Origin of the sequence: Rhizobium sp. Rhizsp42 (genome assembly GCF_047304155.1) — a bacterium.
Classification (GTDB): domain Bacteria; phylum Pseudomonadota; class Alphaproteobacteria; order Rhizobiales; family Rhizobiaceae; genus Rhizobium.
Genome location: NZ_JBGLYS010000009.1, coordinates 92,750 through 111,945, shown reverse-complemented (window position 1 = coordinate 111,945; position 19,196 = coordinate 92,750). Strand labels below are relative to the sequence as shown.

Annotated in this window: 19 protein-coding genes; 10 read left to right on the top strand and 9 right to left on the bottom strand. The window is 62.2% G+C overall.

What is annotated here, in order from left to right; translation table 11 throughout:
* Positions 1–15: 15 nt before the first annotated feature.
* The 10 genes from pcaD to ACCD05_RS11540 all read left to right on the top strand — a co-directional run bounded on the left by pcaD (position 16) and on the right by ACCD05_RS11540 (position 8,587).
* Complete coding sequence (gene pcaD, locus ACCD05_RS11585; RefSeq protein WP_413392698.1) at positions 16–825, top strand: 3-oxoadipate enol-lactonase; 810 nt, start codon at positions 16–18, stop codon at positions 823–825.
* On the top strand, positions 818–1,222 hold the full coding sequence (gene pcaC, locus ACCD05_RS11580) for a 4-carboxymuconolactone decarboxylase (protein ID WP_413392696.1): 405 nt from the start codon (positions 818–820) through the stop codon (positions 1,220–1,222). Before pcaD ends, pcaC begins: the two co-directional genes overlap by 8 nt.
* 9 nt (positions 1,223–1,231) lie before the next feature.
* Positions 1,232–1,981 carry a protocatechuate 3,4-dioxygenase subunit beta gene (pcaH, locus tag ACCD05_RS11575; protein WP_413392694.1) on the top strand — a complete coding sequence of 250 codons (750 nt, stop codon included), beginning with the start codon at positions 1,232–1,234 and terminating at the stop codon, positions 1,979–1,981.
* On the top strand, positions 1,981–2,595 hold the full coding sequence (pcaG, locus tag ACCD05_RS11570) for a protocatechuate 3,4-dioxygenase subunit alpha (protein WP_413392692.1): 615 nt from the start codon (positions 1,981–1,983) through the stop codon (positions 2,593–2,595). The genes pcaH and pcaG overlap by 1 nt, the downstream gene beginning before the upstream one ends.
* Before the next feature lie 59 nt (positions 2,596–2,654).
* Positions 2,655–3,704, top strand: a complete 1,050-nt coding sequence (locus ACCD05_RS11565; RefSeq protein WP_413392691.1) for a 3-carboxy-cis,cis-muconate cycloisomerase — start codon at positions 2,655–2,657, stop codon at positions 3,702–3,704.
* Positions 3,705–3,829: 125 nt separating this feature from the next.
* Entirely contained in the window at positions 3,830–5,002 is a 1,173-nt protein-coding gene (locus ACCD05_RS11560; protein ID WP_413392689.1) for an ABC transporter substrate-binding protein, read from the top strand.
* A 251-nt stretch (positions 5,003–5,253) separates the two neighbouring features.
* Positions 5,254–6,117, top strand: a complete 864-nt coding sequence (locus ACCD05_RS11555) for a branched-chain amino acid ABC transporter permease (protein ID WP_018897878.1) — start codon at positions 5,254–5,256, stop codon at positions 6,115–6,117.
* A gap of 13 nt (positions 6,118–6,130) precedes the next feature.
* Entirely contained in the window at positions 6,131–7,129 is a 999-nt protein-coding gene (locus tag ACCD05_RS11550) for a branched-chain amino acid ABC transporter permease (protein ID WP_413392686.1), read from the top strand.
* Positions 7,126–7,890: an ABC transporter ATP-binding protein gene (locus ACCD05_RS11545; RefSeq protein ID WP_413392684.1), complete on the top strand. Its 765-nt coding sequence runs from the start codon at positions 7,126–7,128 to the stop codon at positions 7,888–7,890. The genes ACCD05_RS11550 and ACCD05_RS11545 overlap by 4 nt, the downstream gene beginning before the upstream one ends.
* Complete coding sequence (locus ACCD05_RS11540) at positions 7,871–8,587, top strand: ABC transporter ATP-binding protein (protein WP_413392682.1); 717 nt, start codon at positions 7,871–7,873, stop codon at positions 8,585–8,587. Before ACCD05_RS11545 ends, ACCD05_RS11540 begins: the two co-directional genes overlap by 20 nt.
* A 23-nt stretch (positions 8,588–8,610) precedes the next feature.
* On the opposite strand, the gene ACCD05_RS11535 is transcribed toward ACCD05_RS11540, so the two are convergent.
* The 9 genes from ACCD05_RS11535 to ACCD05_RS11495 form a co-directional block, all read right to left on the bottom strand.
* Positions 8,611–9,105, bottom strand: a complete 495-nt coding sequence (locus tag ACCD05_RS11535; protein ID WP_413392680.1) for a GNAT family N-acetyltransferase — start codon at positions 9,103–9,105, stop codon at positions 8,611–8,613.
* Between the two features lie 127 nt (positions 9,106–9,232).
* A complete protein-coding gene (locus tag ACCD05_RS11530) occupies positions 9,233–11,596 on the bottom strand; it encodes a beta-glucosidase (protein ID WP_413392678.1) in 2,364 nt (787 codons plus the stop codon).
* Positions 11,597–11,629: 33 nt separating this feature from the next.
* Positions 11,630–12,109, bottom strand: coding sequence for a MarR family winged helix-turn-helix transcriptional regulator (locus ACCD05_RS11525; RefSeq protein WP_047514171.1), 480 nt, complete (start codon positions 12,107–12,109; stop codon positions 11,630–11,632).
* Between the two features lie 61 nt (positions 12,110–12,170).
* Positions 12,171–12,761, bottom strand: coding sequence for an isochorismatase family cysteine hydrolase (locus ACCD05_RS11520; protein ID WP_112949301.1), 591 nt, complete (start codon positions 12,759–12,761; stop codon positions 12,171–12,173).
* Positions 12,762–12,763: 2 nt separating this feature from the next.
* Positions 12,764–13,813 (bottom strand): ABC transporter ATP-binding protein, encoded by a 1,050-nt coding sequence (locus tag ACCD05_RS11515; protein WP_047514163.1) that lies wholly within the window; start codon positions 13,811–13,813, stop codon positions 12,764–12,766.
* Positions 13,800–14,579 carry an ABC transporter permease gene (locus ACCD05_RS11510; RefSeq protein ID WP_047514160.1) on the bottom strand — a complete coding sequence of 260 codons (780 nt, stop codon included), beginning with the start codon at positions 14,577–14,579 and terminating at the stop codon, positions 13,800–13,802. Before ACCD05_RS11510 ends, ACCD05_RS11515 begins: the two co-directional genes overlap by 14 nt.
* Before the next feature lie 10 nt (positions 14,580–14,589).
* Entirely contained in the window at positions 14,590–15,504 is a 915-nt protein-coding gene (locus ACCD05_RS11505; RefSeq protein WP_112949300.1) for an ABC transporter permease, read from the bottom strand.
* Positions 15,494–16,570: an extracellular solute-binding protein gene (locus ACCD05_RS11500; protein WP_111562487.1), complete on the bottom strand. Its 1,077-nt coding sequence runs from the start codon at positions 16,568–16,570 to the stop codon at positions 15,494–15,496. Before ACCD05_RS11500 ends, ACCD05_RS11505 begins: the two co-directional genes overlap by 11 nt.
* A 374-nt stretch (positions 16,571–16,944) precedes the next feature.
* Positions 16,945–19,182 carry an MGH1-like glycoside hydrolase domain-containing protein gene (locus ACCD05_RS11495; protein WP_112949299.1) on the bottom strand — a complete coding sequence of 746 codons (2,238 nt, stop codon included), beginning with the start codon at positions 19,180–19,182 and terminating at the stop codon, positions 16,945–16,947.
* Between the last annotated feature and the right edge of the window lie 14 nt (positions 19,183–19,196).

The window sequence follows — 19,196 nt, the reverse complement described above, 5'->3', positions numbered from 1 at the left end:
CAGGAGGAGTTTCCAGTGCAGTTTGCCCGCGTCAACGACATCGCGATCCACTACCAGGTTATCGGCGACCCGGCCGACAAGCCGGTACTTGTCTTTGCGAATTCGCTTGGCACCGATTTCCGCATCTGGCGCGACGTGATTGTCCGGCTGGCAGGCGATTTCGCCATTCTGCTCTACGACAAGCGCGGCCACGGCCTCTCAGATGTCGGCCAGACGCCCTACACGATCGAGGACCACGCATCGGACCTGATCGGCATCATGGAAACGCTTGCGATCAAGAAGGCGATCATCTGTGGCCTTTCGGTTGGCGGGTTGATTGCCCAGTCGCTCTACCGGCAGCGGCCCGATCTCGTCAGCGCGTTGATCCTCTGCGACACCGCCCACAAGATCGGTACCGCCGACAGCTGGAACACGCGCATCTCGGCGATTGAACAGAACGGCATCGACAGCATGTGCGATGCCATCATGGAGCGCTGGTTCACACCGGCTTTCCGCCGCCCGGAAAACACTGCCTATAACGGCTATTGCAACATGCTCGTCCGGCAGCCAGTGGCCGGTTATGTCGCCACCTGCGCGGCCGTGCGCGATGCCGATTTTACCGAAGCGGCGAAAGCGATCGCCGTGCCGACGATCTGCGTCGTTGGCGATCAGGACGGCTCGACGCCGCCCGACCTGGTCAAATCGCTGGCACAGCTGATCCCCAACGCCCGCTACGAAATCATCCGCGATGCTGGCCATATTCCCTGCGTCGAGCAGCCCGAGGCGCTGACGGCGGTGATCCGCGCATTCATCGACTTCGCATTAGATGGAAAAGCTCATGAGTGACACTCCGCTTGCCTCCGAGCGCTACAGGCAAGGCATGGCGACCCGCCGTGCCGTTCTGGGCGACAGCCATGTCGATCGTGCCGAAGCCGCTTCGACGGCATTCGACAAACCGTTTCAGGACCTCATTACCGAGGCAGCCTGGGGCCACCTCTGGTCGCGCCCGGGGTTGACCAAGCGCGAGCGCTCTGTCGTCACGATCGCGCTTCTGGCCGCACTCGGACAGGACGACGAGGTGGCCATGCACGTGCGCGCCACCGCCAATACAGGGGCCAGCCGGGACGACATCTGCGAAGCGCTGCTGCATGTCGCGATCTACGCCGGTGTCCCGGCCGCCAATCACGCGATCAAGATCGCCAAGCAGGTCTTCGAACAGATGGACGCCGAAAAGGCGGTTTGAGAGGAAGTCATGTCCGAAATACCGAACCGCAAGCCCGAGACGGGCGCCTTCTTCGCCCGCGACCTCAGCTGGCATCCGCCTGCCTATGCGCCCGGCTACAAGACCTCGGTCCTGCGCTCGCCGAAGCGCGCGCTTCTTTCGCTCGACGGCACGATCTCGGAGATCACGGGCCCGGTCTTCGGCCACTCGATGATCGGCGAACTCGACAACGATCTGCTCCACAACTTCGCCAAGCCGGGCGAAAGCGCGATCGGCGAACGCATCATCGTCCATGGTCAGGTGCTCGACGAACGCGGTCGGCCGCAGGCCGGCGTTCTGGTCGAGTTCTGGCAGGCGAACGCCGGCGGTCGCTACCGCCACAAGAAGGAAAGCTATCTGGCGGCGATCGATCCGAATTTCGGCGGCTGCGGGCGCGCGATCACCGATGAGGACGGCCGCTATTTCTTCCGCACGGTCAGGCCCGGCGCCTATCCATGGCCGAACGGTGTCAACGACTGGCGCCCGGCGCACATCCACTTTTCGATCTTCGGCCACGGTTTCTCGCAGCGCCTGATCACCCAGATGTACTTCGAAGGCGACCCAATGATCTGGAAGTGTCCGATCGTCGGCACCATCCCCGACAAGGCCGCCATCGAACAGCTGATCGCGCCGATGGATTGGGGCAACACCATCCCCATGGACAGCCGAGCCTACAGGTTCGACATGGTGCTGCGCGGGCGGCGTTCGACGATGTTCGAAAACAAGCTGGAGGGCAACTGATGGCCCAGGAACTGCGCTATCTCAAGGAAACGCCCTCGCAAACGGCGGGTCCCTACGTCCATATCGGCCTGACGCCGAATTTCTGCGATATCGGCGGCGTGTACGAACGCGATCTCGGCGTCGCGATGGTCAACGACAAGACAACAGGCGAGCGGATCACCATCACCGGCCGCATCTTCGATGGCGCCGGCGCGCTGGTGCGCGATGCCGTCATCGAGATCTGGCAGGCCGACAGCGCCGGGCTCTACAACAGCCCGTCGGAAATGCGCGGTGCCGCCGATCCGAATTTCACCGGCTGGGGCCGCTGCCCGACCCGCGCCGAGGATGGCGTCTATAGCTTCGATACCGTCAAGCCGGGCAAGGTCCCTTTCAAGGACGGGCGCAGGCAAGCGCCGCATATCAGCTTTTGGATCGTCGCGCGCGGCATCAATGTCGGCCTGCAGACGCGCATGTATTTTCCGGACGAGACCGAAGCGAACGGCGCCGACCCACTCCTTCAGCGTATCGAACACCGGGATCGCGTTGCAACGCTTATTGCCGTGCGCGACGGTTCTACCTATACGTTCGACATCCGGCTGCAGGGCGAAAACGAGACCGTGTTTCTCGATATCTGACGACGGAGCGGAACCGTTCATTCCACATCCGCCGAAGACCATGAACAACGGGACGACACATGGGCGCGACTGCCTTCGACCACCCCTTTCTCTCCGGCCTAGCTGGCGACGAGGAGACGTCGGCCTGGTTCACGGCCGAGGCCGATATCCGCGCCATGCTGCAATTCGAGGCGGCACTTGCGCGCGCCGAGGCCGCCCATGACGTCATTCCTGAGGCTGCCGCGCAGGCGATTTCCGCCGCCTGCGCCGAGTTCAAGGCCGGCCTACCCGCTCTTCGCGCCGCCACTGCCCGCGACGGCGTCGTCGTTCCCGAGCTTGTTCGCCAGCTGCGCGCCACCGCCGGCGACGCGTCCCCTCATGTCCATCTCGGCGCCACCAGTCAGGACGTCATCGATAGCAGCCTGATGTTGCGGCTGAAGCCCGTCGCCTTTGTGTTCGCGGCGCGTCTGGCGACACTCGAGCTGCGCTTCGGGGAGCTGCAACAGACCTTTGGTGACAAGCCGCTGATGGGCCGGACCCGCATGCAGGCGGCAATTCCGATCACCGTTGCCGACCGGCTGCGCGCTTGGTCAGCTCCGTTCGCCGGCTACCGCGAGACACTGACTGCGCTGCGCTTTCCCCTGCAGTTCGGAGGGGCGGCCGGCACGCTCGATAAGCTTGGCGACAAGGCGTCAGCGGTGCGGAGCTCGCTGGCGCAGGAACTTGGTCTCGTCGATATCCAGCAATGGCAGAGCCAACGGGCCGTCATCGCGGAGTTTGCCGGTCTGCTCACACTGATTTCGGGCAGCCTCGGTAAGTTCGGCCAGGACGTCGCGCTGATGGCGCAGGCGGGAGACGAGATCGAATTGACGGGTGGCGGTGGGTCATCCGCCATGGCGCACAAGCAGAACCCCGTCGCGGCCGAAACGCTGGTGGCACTAGCACGCTTCAACGCGACGCAGATCTCCGCGATCCAGCATTCCATGGTGCACGAACAGGAGCGCTCCGGCGCGGCCTGGACGCTCGAATGGCTGGTCCTGCCGCAAATGACGATCGCCACCGGTGCTGCGCTGCGACTGGTGCATGAACTGGCGAGTAACATAAGCCGCCTCGGCACCGCCGATGCATAACTTGTAGATCATGAATTATGGCATTTATTTCATTTTACATCACCGTTTCGCATGACAAACTGGCCTGAAAACTTTAGCTGCGCGCTAAATTGGCGTTGGAGTCGCCAAAAAGGGAGAGAGAAAGAATGAGGAAGCTGCTTCTGGCCGCCGCCGCGGCCCTGCTCATGGGTTCGGGCGCTTATGCCGACACGATCAAGGTTGGCGTGGTTGGCCCGTTCTCCGGTCCGTTCGCCCTTCAGGGCAAGAACTTCAAGGCCGGGATCGACGCCTATATGGCGACCAATGGCAACAAGGTCGGCGACAACACGGTCGAGATCATCTATCGCGACCTCCCGGCCGCCGACCCCGCGCAATCCAAGTCGCTCGCCCAGGAGTTGGTGGTTAAGGAAAAGGTCCAGTATCTGGCCGGCTTCTATTTCACCCCTGACGCGATGGCCGTGACGCCGATCCTGAAGCAGGCCAATACGCCGCTGGTGGTCATGAACGCTGCGACCTCTGCTATCGTCACAAAGAGCCCGCTGGTCGTGCGCACCTCCTTTACCACTTGGCAGACATCGACACCGATGGCGCAGGTTGCCTTTGACAAGGGCGTCAAAAAGATCATCTCGGTAGTCAGCGACTACGGACCGGGCGTCGACGCCGAAAACGCCTTCAAGGCGGGCTTTGAGAAGGCGGGCGGCGAAGTCGTCGAGGCGATCCGCATGCCGCTTACCACCAATGATTTCAGCCCGGTCATGCAGCGCATCAAGGATTCCGGCGCCCAAGGCGTCTTCGCCTTCCTGCCGTCGGGCCCGACAACGCTCGGTTTCGTCAAGGCCTATAACGAGAACGGCGTGAAGGGCGCCAACATCCAGCTCTTCGCCCCCGGCGACCTGACACAGGAATCCGACCTGCCAGCGCTCGGCGATGCAGCACTCGGCATGCTCACGACCTTCCACTACGCCGTCTCGCACGATTCCCCTGAGAACAAAGCCTTCGTCGAAGCGGCCGGCAAGGCGATCGGCAACCCCGCGGAGCTCACCTTCCCGGCTGTCGGCGCCTATGACGGCATGCACGTCATCTACAAGATGATCGAAGCGACCGGCGGCAAGCAGGATGCGCAAAAGGCAGTCGACGCGGTTAAGGGCCTCGCCTGGACAAGCCCGCGCGGTCCTGTTTCCATCGATCCCGAGAGCCGCCACATCACGCAGAACATCTATCTGCGCGAAGTCGCCAAGAGTGACGACGGCAAGTTCATCAACAAGGAAATCCAGACCTTTGAGAAGCAGGGCGATCCGGGTCTTGCTGCTTTGAAGTGAGCGGTTTCGCAGGAAACGTTATGCCAGCGGTTACGACGTGAACGTTGTGCCGCAGGCCCCCTCACCCTACCCTCTCCCCGCTGGGGAGAGGGGAAGTGAACACGGTGCCTGACATCCCTTCCGTCCTTCGGGGGCCGAAGGACGGGTCAAGACAAGCGGCGCAACCTCGCGGTGCCGCCAGGGATAAGGGGCCACGCGGGGCAAAGCCCGGCAGTGTCTGCCTCGTATATAACAAGGACCATACCGAACCCATGCAAACTGTCTTCAGCATAGCCGTCGATGCGCTCGCCTATGGCATGGTGTTGTTCGTAATCTCGATCGGCCTTTCGGTGACCATGGGCCTGATGCGGGTCGTCAATCTGGCGCACGGCGCCTTTGCGATGATCGGCGGCTATATCGCCTCCTATGCGGTGCGCGACCTTGGCCTCGGCTATGGCATCGGCGTGATTGCAGCCGTGGTCGGCACGATCATCATTGCCATTCCGATGGAGCGCTTCCTTTATCGCCGCATCTACGGCGCCCCCGAGTTGACGCAGGTGCTGATGACGATCGGCATCACCTTTTGCATCATCGGCATCGCCAACTATGCGATGGGACCGACGCTGAAGACCATACCATTGGCTGAGAGCCTGCAGGGCTCAGCCAACCTCGGCTTTCGCACCATTCCCGTTCACCGCCTGTTCGCGATCGTCTGCGGCCTTGGCGTCGCCGTTGCTCTGTGGTTCACGATCGAGCGGACGAGCTTCGGCGTGAAGCTGCGCGCCTCGGTCGACAATGCGGCCATGGCGGCAGCACTTGGGGTGCGCACGGAGATCATCTATGCGCTGAGCTTCGCGGTCGCCGTCGGGCTTGCGGCTTTCGGTGGCGTCGTCGGCGCCGAACTGCTGCCCGTCGAGCCATACTACGCGCTGCGCTACATGGTGACCTTCCTGGTCGTCGTCTCCGTCGGCGGCGCTGGCTCGATCCCCGGCGCGTTGATCGCCTGCTTGGTGCTCGGCGGCATCGACACGACCGGCCGCTACCTGATGCCCGAATTCGGCGAATTCTTCTTCTACCTCGCCGTCATCGCCATCATCTGCATCTTCCCGCGTGGCTTTGCCGGAAGGGCGAAATAGGATGACGCTCGCCATGAACACCAACACCGACACGACTGCCACTGTCCGAAGCCACCGCTCCGCAGGTCGCGATCTCGCGGGCATCGCGGTAATCATTGTGCTCGCCGCCATCGGCTACCTGTTGTTTCCCGACAACCTGGCGCTCTTGACGCGCATCATCGCCATTGCGCTGCTGGTGCTGTCGCTCGACCTCGTCACCGGCTATTGCGGTATCGCCACGCTCGGCCATGCGGCCTTGTTCGGCAGCGGCGCCTATGCCGCGGGGATCGTGTCCGCTCACTATGGCATCACTGATCCGCTGCTGATGACGCTGGCAGGCATCGTCGGCGGCGCGGTTGCGGGGCTGATCTGCGGCGCGATCATTCTGCGCGCGCATGGGCTTCCACAGCTGGTGCTGTCGATCGCGCTGATCAACCTCTTCCACGAATTGGCCAACAAGGCCTCGTCCTGGACAGGCGGGAGCGACGGCCTCTCCGGCATTTCCGCCGATCCCCTGCTCGGCTATTTCGAATTCGATCTCTATGGCCATACCGCCTATGTCTTCGGCGTTGTCCTGCTGCTCGTCGTCTTCGTTTTGCTGCGCCTGCTTGTGCGTTCTCCCTTCGGCATGCTCTGCCGCGGCATCAAGGAAGACCCGCTGCGCATCAAGGCGATGGGCGCATCGCCGAAGGCGGCGCTGATGAAGATATACGTCATATCGGGCGCCGTCGCCGGGGTTGGCGGGGCGCTGACGGCGATCTCGACGCAGGTCGTAGGCCTCGACAGCCTATCCTTCACGCTGTCGGCTGAAAGCCTCGTCATGCTCGTGCTTGGCGGCACCGGCTCGCTGTTCGGCGCGCTCTCGGGAACCGTCATCTTCATGCTCTTCGAGGATTACGTCTCGGCCGCCAATCCTTTCCATTGGCTGACCATGGTCGGCGCGCTGTTGATCCTCGTCGTCCTCTTCGCGCCGAAGGGCATTTACGGCACGGCCGCCGCCCTGCTTTCGAGCCGCAAGGAGGCCGCCGAATGAGCGCGGTCTTCGAAGTCGCCAACCTGAAGAAATCCTTCGGCGGCCTGGCCGTCACCAACGACGTGTCGATCTCGATGCATCCCGGCGACCGCGTCGCGCTGATCGGGCCGAACGGCGCGGGCAAGACCACCTTCGTCAATCTGGTCACCGGCAATCTGGCGCCCGATTCCGGCGATGTCCGGCTGGGCGGAGAGACCGTGACCCGGGTGGACGCCGCCGGTCGCGTCAAGCGCGGGCTGGTCCGCTCGTTCCAGGTCACCAGGCTTTTCCAGGATATGACGCCCGCCGAGCATGTCGCGCTCGCCATCCTGCAGCGAGACGGACGGACGGGCCGGATGTTCGGCAACTTCCTGTCGATGCCGGGTGTCATGGACGAGGTGACCAGCATGCTGCACGCGCTGGGCCTCGAGCGCCTGATGCACCGCAAGGTCAACGAGATCGCCTACGGCCAGCAGCGCCTGCTGGAGATCGCCGTCGCCATGGCGCTGAAACCGAAGGTGCTGCTGCTCGACGAACCGGCGGCCGGCGTGCCGCAGAGCGATACCGGGCGCATCGAACAAGCGCTGGCAGACCTGCCCGCCGATCTTGCCGTGCTGATGATCGAGCACGACATGGATCTCGTCTTCCGCTTCGCCAAGCGCGTTATCGTGCTCGCCGCCGGCGCCATCATTTTCGACGGCTCGCCCGCCGATGTCACCAAGGACGAGCGCGTGCGCGAAGCCTATCTCGGGAGCTATGCCAATGCCAGCAACGTCGCTTGAGGTCGAGAACCTATCGGCCGGATACGGCCCGACGCGCGTGCTCGAACATGTTTCCTTCTCGGTTCCTGCCGGCGCGCGGCTTGCGGTACTCGGCCGCAATGGCATGGGCAAGACCACGCTGCTCGCAACGCTTGCCGGACAGACAAAACGCTACGACGGCCGCATCAAGCTGGGCTCCGCCGATGTCACGGCGATACCGAGTGCGGCGCGGGCGCACCAGGGATTGGGCTATGTGCCGCAGGCACGCTGCATCTTCCCGACGCTGACGGTCGAGGAGAACCTCTTCGTCGGCTTGAAAGGACGCCCAAAGACGGCGATCGAGGAAGCCTATCAGATGTTTCCGCGCCTCAAGGAACGCCGCCGCAATCTCGGCAACCAGCTTTCCGGCGGCGAGCAGCAGATGCTCTCCACCGCCCGCTCCATTCTCGGCCGCCCCTCGGTGCTGTTGCTGGACGAGCCGCTGGAGGGCCTGGCGCCCGTCATCTGCGAGGAACTGATGACTGCTTTCGCCGAACTCGCGAAGACCGGCGACATGACCATCCTCCTCGTCGAGCAGCGCATCCAGAGCGCGCTGGAATTCGCCGATCAGGTCATCATCCTTGAGCGTGGCAGATTGGCATGGAGCGGCACGCCGCAGGCGCTGGCTCAAGACCACGACGCCGTCGAGCGGCTACTGGGTGTGGGCGGCCTGCACTGAGATGAGCGCCTTTCGGCGCTCGGTCAAAGGTCCATGACCATCTCGTGCCAGGCCACGCCGCCATGATCAGAGGCGGATGGCTGCGTGTATCGGTAGCCCATCTTCCCATAGAGGGCCACGTGCTGCTCTTTGCACATCAGATGAATGCTCTTCTTGCCCGCTTCCCGCATTTCCTGGATGAACCGTTGCATGAGCGGCTTAGAATAGCCCTTACCCTGCTCAGCCGGATCAACGACCACCGACATGATGACGACGTTCGGCGCCGCTGGATCGTGACCGACCAGTTCCTTGAACGCCTCGTCGGACATGACGACGTCGAATGCGCAGCCGCTGTTGATAAAGCCCGCGATCCTGCCTTCCGCCTCCAGGATCAGAAAGCCCTCGGGATATTGCGCAATGCGTGTGGCGATCTTCTCCAACGTCGCCGCCTCGTCACCTTCATAGGCGGCCGTTTCGATCTCGAAGCAGCGGACTGCATCGGCTGGAACGGGATGGCGGAAAGTGGGGCTGGCGGTCATGGCATCGTCCTATCGGTTGCCCGGCTTGCTTACCAATTTTCGCATGGCCGCGCCATGCCCCCCACAAGCCGGCAGTTGCCGGACGTTGAACCTGTTCGGCATCCATCGGCGCGCCTTTAGCCAAGCCTCAGCCCGGTGGAATGTCGCCATCGTCGTCGTTCAAGCGCGCGAAGACCCGAGCGATATCACTCTCCTTGACGCTATCGCCGACATACCAGCTCAGCGTGTCGTAAAAGCCGAGGAAAGACCCCTTAGTCTTGCCGAGAAGGGCTGTCGCCTCGATCTCAGAGATCGAAAGCGCCGCAACCATGAAATCGACAAGGGCGGCCTCGGCCTTCGGATGAGAGAAGACGATGGCCGTGGGAGAATTGGGCAGGATGACGGGCAGCGCGGCGGCTTGTGGCCGGCACGGCACAATCTTGGACAGACGGATGTCGCGCGACGAGGCCGCTGCCTCGATCTCGAAGGCTTCGGCGTCGAGAACCCAGGCCGAGCGCGCGGTATCGAAATAGCGGAAATCGCGTGACGCGAGCGTGAAGCACACCGTCTGCGCTTCGCCCGGCTGCAGATCCAGCTTGCTGAAGGCCTTGAGTTCGCGGACCGGCCGTCTCAGGCCCGGCGCATGCGGACGCACATAAAGCTGGACCACTTCCTTGCCGGCGACCGGGCCGCTGTTGCGGACGGTGACGCGCACGGTGCAGGCCGTATCCGCGGCAATCTCGTCCTGATCGATCTCGATCGTCTCATAGACGAACGAGGTGTAGCTGAGCCCATGTCCGAAGGGGAATGCCGGCGCAATCGCCTTCAGATCATAGAACCGATAGCCGACGAAAATACCTTCGCTATAGAGATGACGGCCACGTTCGCCCGGATAGGTATGCCATCCCGGAATGTCCTGCATGCGAACCGGCATGCTGGCTGAGAGCTTGCCGCAAGGGTTCTGCTCGCCGAACAGGATGCGGGCGAGGCCTTCGCCACCGCCCTGCCCGGCGTAGAAGCCGGCCAGCACGGCGTCGACATCCTTGATCCAGGGCATCTCGACCGTATCAGGCATCGAGAGCACGACGATGAGCTTGCAGCCTGTCGCCGAAAGGGCCGCGATGAGAGCGTCATGGCTAGGCGCAAGCTTCAGTGAGTGGCGATCGTTGCCTTCGCCATTCAGGCTTGGCTCGTTTTCAGCAAACACTAAAATAGCATCAGCGTCCGACGCTGCATCGACGATCACGCCGATCGAAGCCGACAAGTCCTCATGCGCGGATGATGAGAAAGGCAGGTGCCGCACCTTGAAGCCCTGCCCCGCCCGCGCGGAGATCTGGGTGAATGGGCTATCGACACGATAAGGATTCGTGGTGGCAGAGCCCGATCCCTGGATGACGGGAGTGAGTGCGCCATCGCCAACGATCAGGAGGTTGCCCAAGCGCGCGGGATCAAGAGGCAGCGCCGCGCCTTCATTGCGCAGCAATACGATCGATTCCGCCGCGATGTCGCGCGCCAGCGCATGGTGAGCCTCGAGGTCCGCCGTGACGCCGCGCCGCTCATGCGTCTTGCATTGGGCGACCAATGACAGAACCCTCGCGCAGGCCGCGTCGATCACCTCGGGCTTGATATCCCCGGCTTCGATTGCCGCAAGCAGGCGCGTCTTGCGCGGCCGGCTTTCCGGCATGTCGAGTTCGGTGCCGGCGCTGAGCGCGGCGCCACGATCCTTGATCGCATGCCAATCGGACATGACCAGACCGTCATAGCCCCACTCCTCGCGCAGCACCGATGTGAGCAGCCAGGGATGTTCGGCGGCCTGGACGCCGTTCAGCGGATTGTAGGCGCTCATCACGGTCCACGGCGTGCTCTTTTCGATCGCACGTTCAAAGCCTGCCAGGTAGATTTCGCGCAAGGCCCGCTCATCGACATCCGAGCTGGTGGTCGTTCGTTCGATCTCGGAATTGTTGCAGGCAAAGTGCTTCAGCGAGGAACCGACACCATTGTCCTGCAGCCCCGAAATGACCGCCGCCGCGATATCGCCGCTGATGACAGGATCTTCGGAGTAATACTCGTAGGCCCGGCCCGCGAGCGGGGTGCGGCGGATGTTGATGCCGGGGCCAAGCAGCAGGTGAACACCGAAATCCTGGCACTCGGCCGCCAATGCGGCGCCCATGCGATAGGCCAGGTCGACATCCCACGAACAACCAAGCAGGTTGCCATTCGGGAAACAGGTTGCCGGGCGGGTCGTGCCGAACATGCCGCCCGATCCATCGCCCTGTTGGCCGACGACGTCGAGAAACGCTTGAAGACTATCCTCGTCGTTGTCGCCAGCATCGATCTGGGTCGTCGAGTAGCGGACGCCGTAGGCGCCGTCGGTCATCACGATCGAGGGTATACCCAGTCTTTCGATCGCCGCCGTCTTCCACAAGCCGCGTCCACTTAAGAGATCGACCTTCTCGGCAACCGTCATCTGGTCGACAAGCGACCGGATCTCGTCGTCGCTGGGGTTGAACATGCTTGCTCTCCGATATTGCCGCTCAGATGGTAATCAGCAGATTTTCTGAAGGAGTTCCATCAGCATCATCCGCTCGGCAAGCGTCAGGGTGCTCAGTGTTTCCTGCGAAATCTGCAGCGCGACCGCCAGGTTGCGATCGACCATCGCCTCGCCATCCGGCGTCAGGGTCAGCACCAGCCGCCGCGCATCGGTCGCGTCGGGTGCGGTGTGGACCAGCCCGCGCTTCACAAGGCGATCGACGACGCCCTTGATGGTCGCCATGTCCATGGCGGTCTCGCGGCCGAGATTGCCCTGCGAACAGGGCTGGAGATCCTTGAGCCTCACCAGTGCCGCCCACTGGGTGGTGGTCAGCTTTTCCGCCATCAGGCTCGCAAAGATCGCCACGTGACGCTGGTTCGCCTGCCGGAGATAGAAGCCGATCTGCTCGCCAAGCGCGTACTGGGCCTGCTGGCCGTCGGCATCGCGCGCGGTTGCTCTCTTCCTTGCAACCTTGTCTTTGAACGGGACGTCCATGGGATCTCTCAAATCTGCCTCGCCATGGTGATGACCAGCAATCACGCTGCCGAATTCGGCTTCACCACAAATTCAGGATGGTTTCTGTCGACAAAATTTCAATCTGGTCGGTAAGCCTCGCCGCCAGGATATCGATGACCATGGCGTGGGCCTTCATGTCGCCGCTTGCCAGCGCATCCTTAGCCAGAATGACGCGATAGCCGGCATCCACGGCATCAAGAACGCTGGCGTAGACGCAAACATCGGTCTCGACGCCGGAGAAAATCAGCGTATCGATATCCGATCCCTGCAAGCGCTCGGCGAAAGCCGGCGATCCAAAGATCGAGTAGGTTTCCTTATCGACGATGGAGCCGGGGCCGGCGATCGCCGCAAGCGGTGCGACGAGATCCAGCATGCCGACATCAAGTTCATCGAGCGTCACCGACGACCAACGGCGGTAGTAATACTTCCAACGGCCCTTAGCCTCTGCCGCGTTCCGCGGAACGACGAAGCGGGCAAAGAGGGTCTTTGCCGGTCGCGCTTGGCTGAGCGCGACCACGTTTGGAAGAATGCCCGCTATCGCCGGCGTATGCCACGCCGTCTCTTCGGCAAACAGGCGTTGCATGTCGATGACGACGTGCAGCGCGTTCTGAGAAAGCGGCGCGGACGCCATGATCAATCCGCCACCGGAACGGTGTGTTCCGGACCCCAGCTCAGCGTAACAGTGTCGCCATCGCTCAGGACCTTGCCGTCGCGGTTCTGCGCGAACAACTTCAGTGGCAAACCACCGGGTCCCTCAAGCAGATAGGAAAGCACGGGACCTGCATAGATGACCGTCGTGATCCGCGCCGTCAGGCTGTTGCCATCTGCCGGGCCGGACACGATCGACATTTTTTCCGGGCGCACCGCGAGCGTCACGTTCGAGCCGCTGGAGGGCAGCGTTCCGGTCGTCTTCACCACTGTGCCATCGGCAAGGCGCACGGCGCCGTTCTCGACGGTACCCGACAGGAAGTTCGAGTCGCCGAGGAATTCCGCCGCGAAGCGCGTCAGCGGCCGTTCGTAGACGGTTTCCGGATCGCCGATCTGGACGATGCGGCCCTTGTCGAGAATGGCCACCTTGTCGGACAGCGTCAGCGCTTCTTCCTGATCGTGGGTCACGAAGATCGTCGTCAGGCCGCTCTCGCGCTGGATGCGCAGCAGTTCGACCTGCATCTCCTGGCGAAGGCGGCGGTCGAGCGCAGACAGCGGCTCGTCAAGCAGAAGCACGCTCGGCTTGATCACGATGGCGCGGGCGAGCGCTACGCGCTGCTGCTGGCCGCCGGACAGCTGCTTGGGCGTGCGATCGCCAAAGCCGGGCAGACGCACCATCTCAAGAGCGCGTTCGACCTCCTTGCGGGCGGCGGCACCCTTGATGCCGCGGCGCTCAAGGCCGAAGGCCACGTTCTGGGCAATCGTCATGTGCGGGAACAGCGCGTAGGATTGGAACATCATGCCGATGTTGCGGCCCCATACCGGGATGTCGGTAACATCGTTGTTGCCGATCGTCACGACGCCCTGATCCGGTTTGATGAAGCCCGCGATGATGCGCAGCAGCGTGGTCTTGCCGGAGCCGGATGGGCCGAGAAGGCTGGTGAACGAGCCTTCGGGGAATTCGGTGCTGATATCGGACAGGACCGGCGTCGTGCCGTAGGTCTTGGCGACGGAATTGACTTTAACGTTTGTCACGGGTGTCTCCGGGCTTGGCGAAGCGCGCAAAAATCAAGATGATCGTCATCGAGCCGAGCAGGAGAACGGTCGAGATCGCGTTGATTTCAGGGGTGAAGCCCTTGCGGATCGAGGAGTAGATCTGCACCGGCAGCGTGGTGTAGCCGGGCGTGGCGAGGAAGTACGAGATAACGAACTGGTCGAGCGACACGGCGAACGCGAACAGCGCGGCGCCAAGGATACTCGGATAGAGCAGCGGCAGGGTAACCGAGAAGAACGCATGAACCGGTGTCGAGCCAAGGCTCATCGCGGCTTCTTCGAGGTCCGCGCGGATCGTCCGGAAACCCGTGCCGACGACCAGCACCACGTAAGGGATCGCAAGCGCGACGTGGCCGATCAGCAGCGCGTGCATGCCGCGCCCGATCCCGCTCCAGTAGAAGAAGATCAGCATCGCGGTGCCGGTGATCAGCCACGGAATGGCGATCGGCGGCAGCAGCATCAGCTGCAGGAAGCTCTTGCCGCGAAACGTCCGCCGCGACAGCGCCACCGAGGCCATGGTGCCGAGCGCCGTCGCCAGGACGGCGGTAATCGAGGCGATGATAATGCTGTTCAGGCCCGCGGTCAGGAGCACGGAGTTGTTCCACAGCGCCTGGTACCATTGCAGCGAGAAGCTGAACGGCAGTTCGTAAAGCGGCGATGCGTTGAAACCCATCGCCATCATCACGAGAATGGGCGTGTAGAGGAAGATCAGGATGGCGATGAGATAGACACGTCCAAGCGGTTTCATGATCTTCTCCTCAAGCTGTCGCGCCACGGCGCAGAACGCCGGAGAAGGTTGCGAAGATTGCGAGCACGACGGCAAGCAGTGTGAAGGAGAGCGAGGCGCCCAGTGGCCAATTGAAGGCCTGCGTGAACTGGTCCTCGATGACCGTGCCCATGGTCACCCCGACACGACCACCAAGGATGCGCGGCTCCATGAACGAGCCAATGACCGGGATGAAGATCAGAACGGAGCCGGAAATCAGGCCGGGAGCGGCGAGCGGCACCAGAATCTTGAACAGGATGGTCCACCAGCGCGCGCCAAGGCTTGCGGCGGCCTCGATGATCGCGTCGTCGATCGCGACCAGCGCGATGTAGCAGGTCAGGATCATGTACGGCAGGTAGCCGTGCACGAGACCAACCACGATGGCATATCGTGTGTAGAGAAAGCCGATGGAACCGACATCGGGTGCGATCATGTGCAGCAGATTGTCGAGGAAGCCGTTTTCCCGGAGCACCATCGTCCACGAAAAGACGCGCACCAGGCCATTGGTCCAGAATGGCAGAAGAATAAGGATCAGCAACATCTCGCGCGTCTTGCCGAACGTCGAGCGAACAAGCGCCACGGCTGCCAGGAACCCGAGAACAGCGCAGAACAGCGTCGTCCAGAAGCCGATCAACAGCGATGTGATGCCGATACCGACCAGATAAGGCTGATCGATAAACGCGCGGTACTGCTTCAGCGTAAAGACGATCGGGGCCTTGCCCATCGGTGTCGCCGACATGAAGCTGAACACCAGCATTGTCAGCAGCGGCAGGAAGACTGCTAGCGTCAACCAACCATAGGTCGGAAGAAGCAAGGCGGTCGCCGAAACCCAAGACGGGAGTGCGCCCCGACTGCGCGGACCCGAAGGTCCGCGCTCTGACGCCAATGTCGCTTGATTACTGTGCATAGAAGGCTTTCACTTCCTGCCATACGTTGTTGAAGGCTTCCCGGCGATCATCCGGGATGCCCGAAACGATGCCCATGGTCTTCAGGTATTCAGGCTTATGCACCTGGCGGCTCAAGTCATCCGCCGGCAGCGCCTCGAGAGCGGCCGAGTTGGACGAAGCCGGTGCGCCGACCTTGGTTGCCCATTCGACATAGAAGGTGGGATCGATCATCCAGTTCGCGAAAGCGAGTGCGCCTTCGACGTTCGGAGCCGATGCCGGGATGCCGAGGCCATCCACCCAGCCGATGCCGCCTTCCTTGGGGACAACGAACTGAACGGGAAGCTTCGAGTTGCGCTTGGAGCGCACCGAACCACCCGACCAGAACAGGGAGAGGTCGAATTCCTTGGCCGCGAACGACTTGTTCCACTGATCCTCGGTGGACCAGAGAAGCTTGACGTTCGGCTTGATCGACTTCAGCGCGGCCGTGACCGCGGCAAGGTCCTTCGGGTCGTTGATATCCTGGCCGCTCATCAGCGCGCCGACACCAACATTGATGATGGCATCGTCGTCCATCGCGACGCGGCCCTTGTAGGCAGGGTCCGCCAGAGCGGCATAGCTGTCTGGAACCGGCATGCCTTCACGAATGGCGAGCGAGGTCATGCCCCAGACCCAAGGAACAGCATAACCCTTGCCGTCCTTGTTGAAATTCGCGTTGGAACGGAGGTTCTCGTCAACGGTCGCGACATTCGGAACCTTGCTGAAATCGATCGGCTGCAGCAGGTCTTCGGCGACCGCCTGGGCGCAGCGCGCGGCGTTGAGGACGACGAGATCATATGCGCCCGGATTGGTGCGCATCTTGGTCAGCATTTCCGATTCCGAGCTGTAGTAGTCGTGAACGACTGTGATGCCGGTCTTCTCGGTGAAAGCCTTCACGGACCAAGCTTCGTCCGTGCCGTAGCCCTGCCAATTCAGAACTGTGATGGTGCCGGCCGAAAAAGCCCTGCGCGGCAGGCTGGAGAAACTAACGCCGGCGACAAGCGCTGCGGACATCAGCTTCATCGTGTTGCGTCTGGTGAGTTCAGTCATTGTGGCACCCCTCTGGAACATACACGGTTATGGACGATCGTGACTGCGTCAGCGACCTCGACGGATCGGCAGAGCCGAAAACAGAAGACGTGCTGAACGCACATCAAACCGTTTGTGTACAAACTATAATCAGGGAAGGCCGAATTCTCGAACCGCATGACTTCAGGCCGAGCAGAAGCCTGCGCCGCCAGAAGGCGACACATCGCTATACAATCGACACAAAGGCACTCAGTTTCAATAGTGATCCGCTTCAATCGATCGATTGTCAGCAGACCTTCAGTTCAACCCTCTGATTTTAGCAATCAGTCTTCTATTTTTTTATTTGCACACAAACTATTAATGACGATTTGACAAGTGTCAAGCGCTACCTTGCGTCAGCCTGCGTTCGTGGCGGAAAAATAGACGTCGAGCCGGCGTTCATCGCCGCTCTCCGCAATCGAGAGGCGCAGCCCATCAGCGCTTGCAAGATAACCGATATCTTGGCCGTCGAGACGGACTGCAAGGACATTGCCTGTCTCCAGACCCGGCAGATCGATGTAGCCGGCTGCAGCAACAGGCGCGACGGTGCAGGACAGCCGCCCATCGCTCATCACGATGCGCGAGAGCGTCGTTTGCAAGTCCGTCCGCAACATTGCGCGACCATTGAGCGTCATGGACAACTGGCCAGCCTCGCCCCGCAATTCCAGCGTTCCCGCCGGAGAGACCATTGGCCCTACGGCCAGATCGCGGCCGGTGTTGCGGACGGTAAAGCCTGTCCATGGATCGAAATCGACGATTTCCCCTGCCGCCATCAAGGGAAGCATTGCCGCCCAGATGTAGAAGGGATCGGTATCGCCCTGATCCATCGCCTCGCCCGTTACGGCATTATAGTTTTCGGCGGCGATGCGATCCGTGCGCCAGGATTTCATGAAGAGGTCGTAGCTCTGGCTGGCGAGCTTGCTCGCTTCCGCCATAAAGCCGTAGCGCCGCAGGCCAAGCCAGACCATGTAATTGACATTCGGCCAGATACGGCCACGCCAGTAAACGTTGTCGGCGAAGGCCGGATCGTCACGCGTCGCATTCGGCAGCACGAAATCGCCGCCGAACGTATTCTCGTCGCTCAGATGCTCGAGCAGACGCGCGGCGTGCTCCGGTGTCGCAGCGCCGCACAGCAGCGGGTAGAAGCTGGTCGGCGACAGCGAGCGGACGAAGCCGCCGTGGCGTTGGCGATTAGCGAAGATGCCGCGCGCCTCGTCCCAAAGCGTCTCGGAGATCAGCTTCCGCTGGCGTTCAGCCAGCGCCGCGAATTCGCGCGCGTCATCATGCTTGCCAAGCACCGCGGCCATTTTGGACAGCATTTCCGCGTCGAGCGTTGCCGCGCAATTCAAGCCCAGATCGAATGTCGACAGCGTACGGGTGACGGGATCGTAGATCGCCTCATCATGGGTCGCGGAATTGTCCATCCCGGTTTCGTTGCGGGCGGCGAACGCAGTCCCCTTGTAAAGGCCCTCGCCCACATCGGACGTGCCGCAAGACAGCAGACCGAAGCCATCGGGATCGCGATTATCCTGCCACCAGCGCCGATTGCGCGCGAGCGCATCATAATTCGCCTGGATCATCGATCGTTCGCCGGTGCGCTGATAAAGCTGCCAGGCGACGAGCGCGCCGAACGGCAACTGGGTTCGATCGACCCAGGCGTCGTTGGAGGTAACGATGCAGGCGATATTGCCCTGCGGGGTGGCGCTGGCCATGGCGGTCGCCATGTTCTCACGCGCGAGATCGGCATCGAACACGCCGGCGAGCAGAGCCGCGAAAATCTGGTCGTTGAACCAGACCGCGAATTTTCCGAGGTTCCAGATGCGCGTTACCGCGGTGTAGGAACGCGCGTTGGTTTCGTCCCAGATGGTGTTCCAGGCAACGACATCGCGCATCGCGTCGAGCGCACCCTCGAACACGCCTGTCTGTGCATCCGAGAGCTCAGCCGGCGCCCCGGCCGCAAGGCAGGCCTGTGCCTTGGCGATCGCCAGTTCGGCACTGTCGGCAACGCCCGCCGCATATGCGCCCTCGCGCATCATTTCGAGATTGAAACGCAAGGCTATGACGGGCGCCTCGTTCTTTCGTGTCGCGGTATAGAAGTAGCCATTCGCTTCGAAGTCCGCCCGCAACGCCTCGATGCTGTCGTGGCCGGTCACATGGACCGGCGCCTCGGCGGTCGCGACCGCGACAAAGCGCGTGCCGACCTTCAGGAGCGTGACGTTACGGCCTGCGTCATGGATGGCGACCTCACCGCCATCGGCGGAGATCGCCAAGGTCAGCCAGAACCGCAGCCCCCATTCGGCGGAGACCTTGCCGTTCCAGCTGCCCCGGATGGCGAAAGGATCAGTCTTCGTCGTCGAAAAGGCGACCGTCGTCCCGCTGAGATCGGTCTCCAGCTCGATCAGCGAGCCGTCGATGGCGTGACGGCCAAGGCGGACCGTGTCTCGCCGCGGCTCGATGGCGGAGGTCGTCTTGCTGCGAGTCGAATAGAGAACCGGGGTGATCCGCACGCCAAGCGGCAAGAAGACCATTTCCGCAGGCCGGGTGGACCAGCTGTTCCAGGCGCGCATCAGGGGGATTGTCGAATGTTGTAGCATGGCTCTGTAACTTC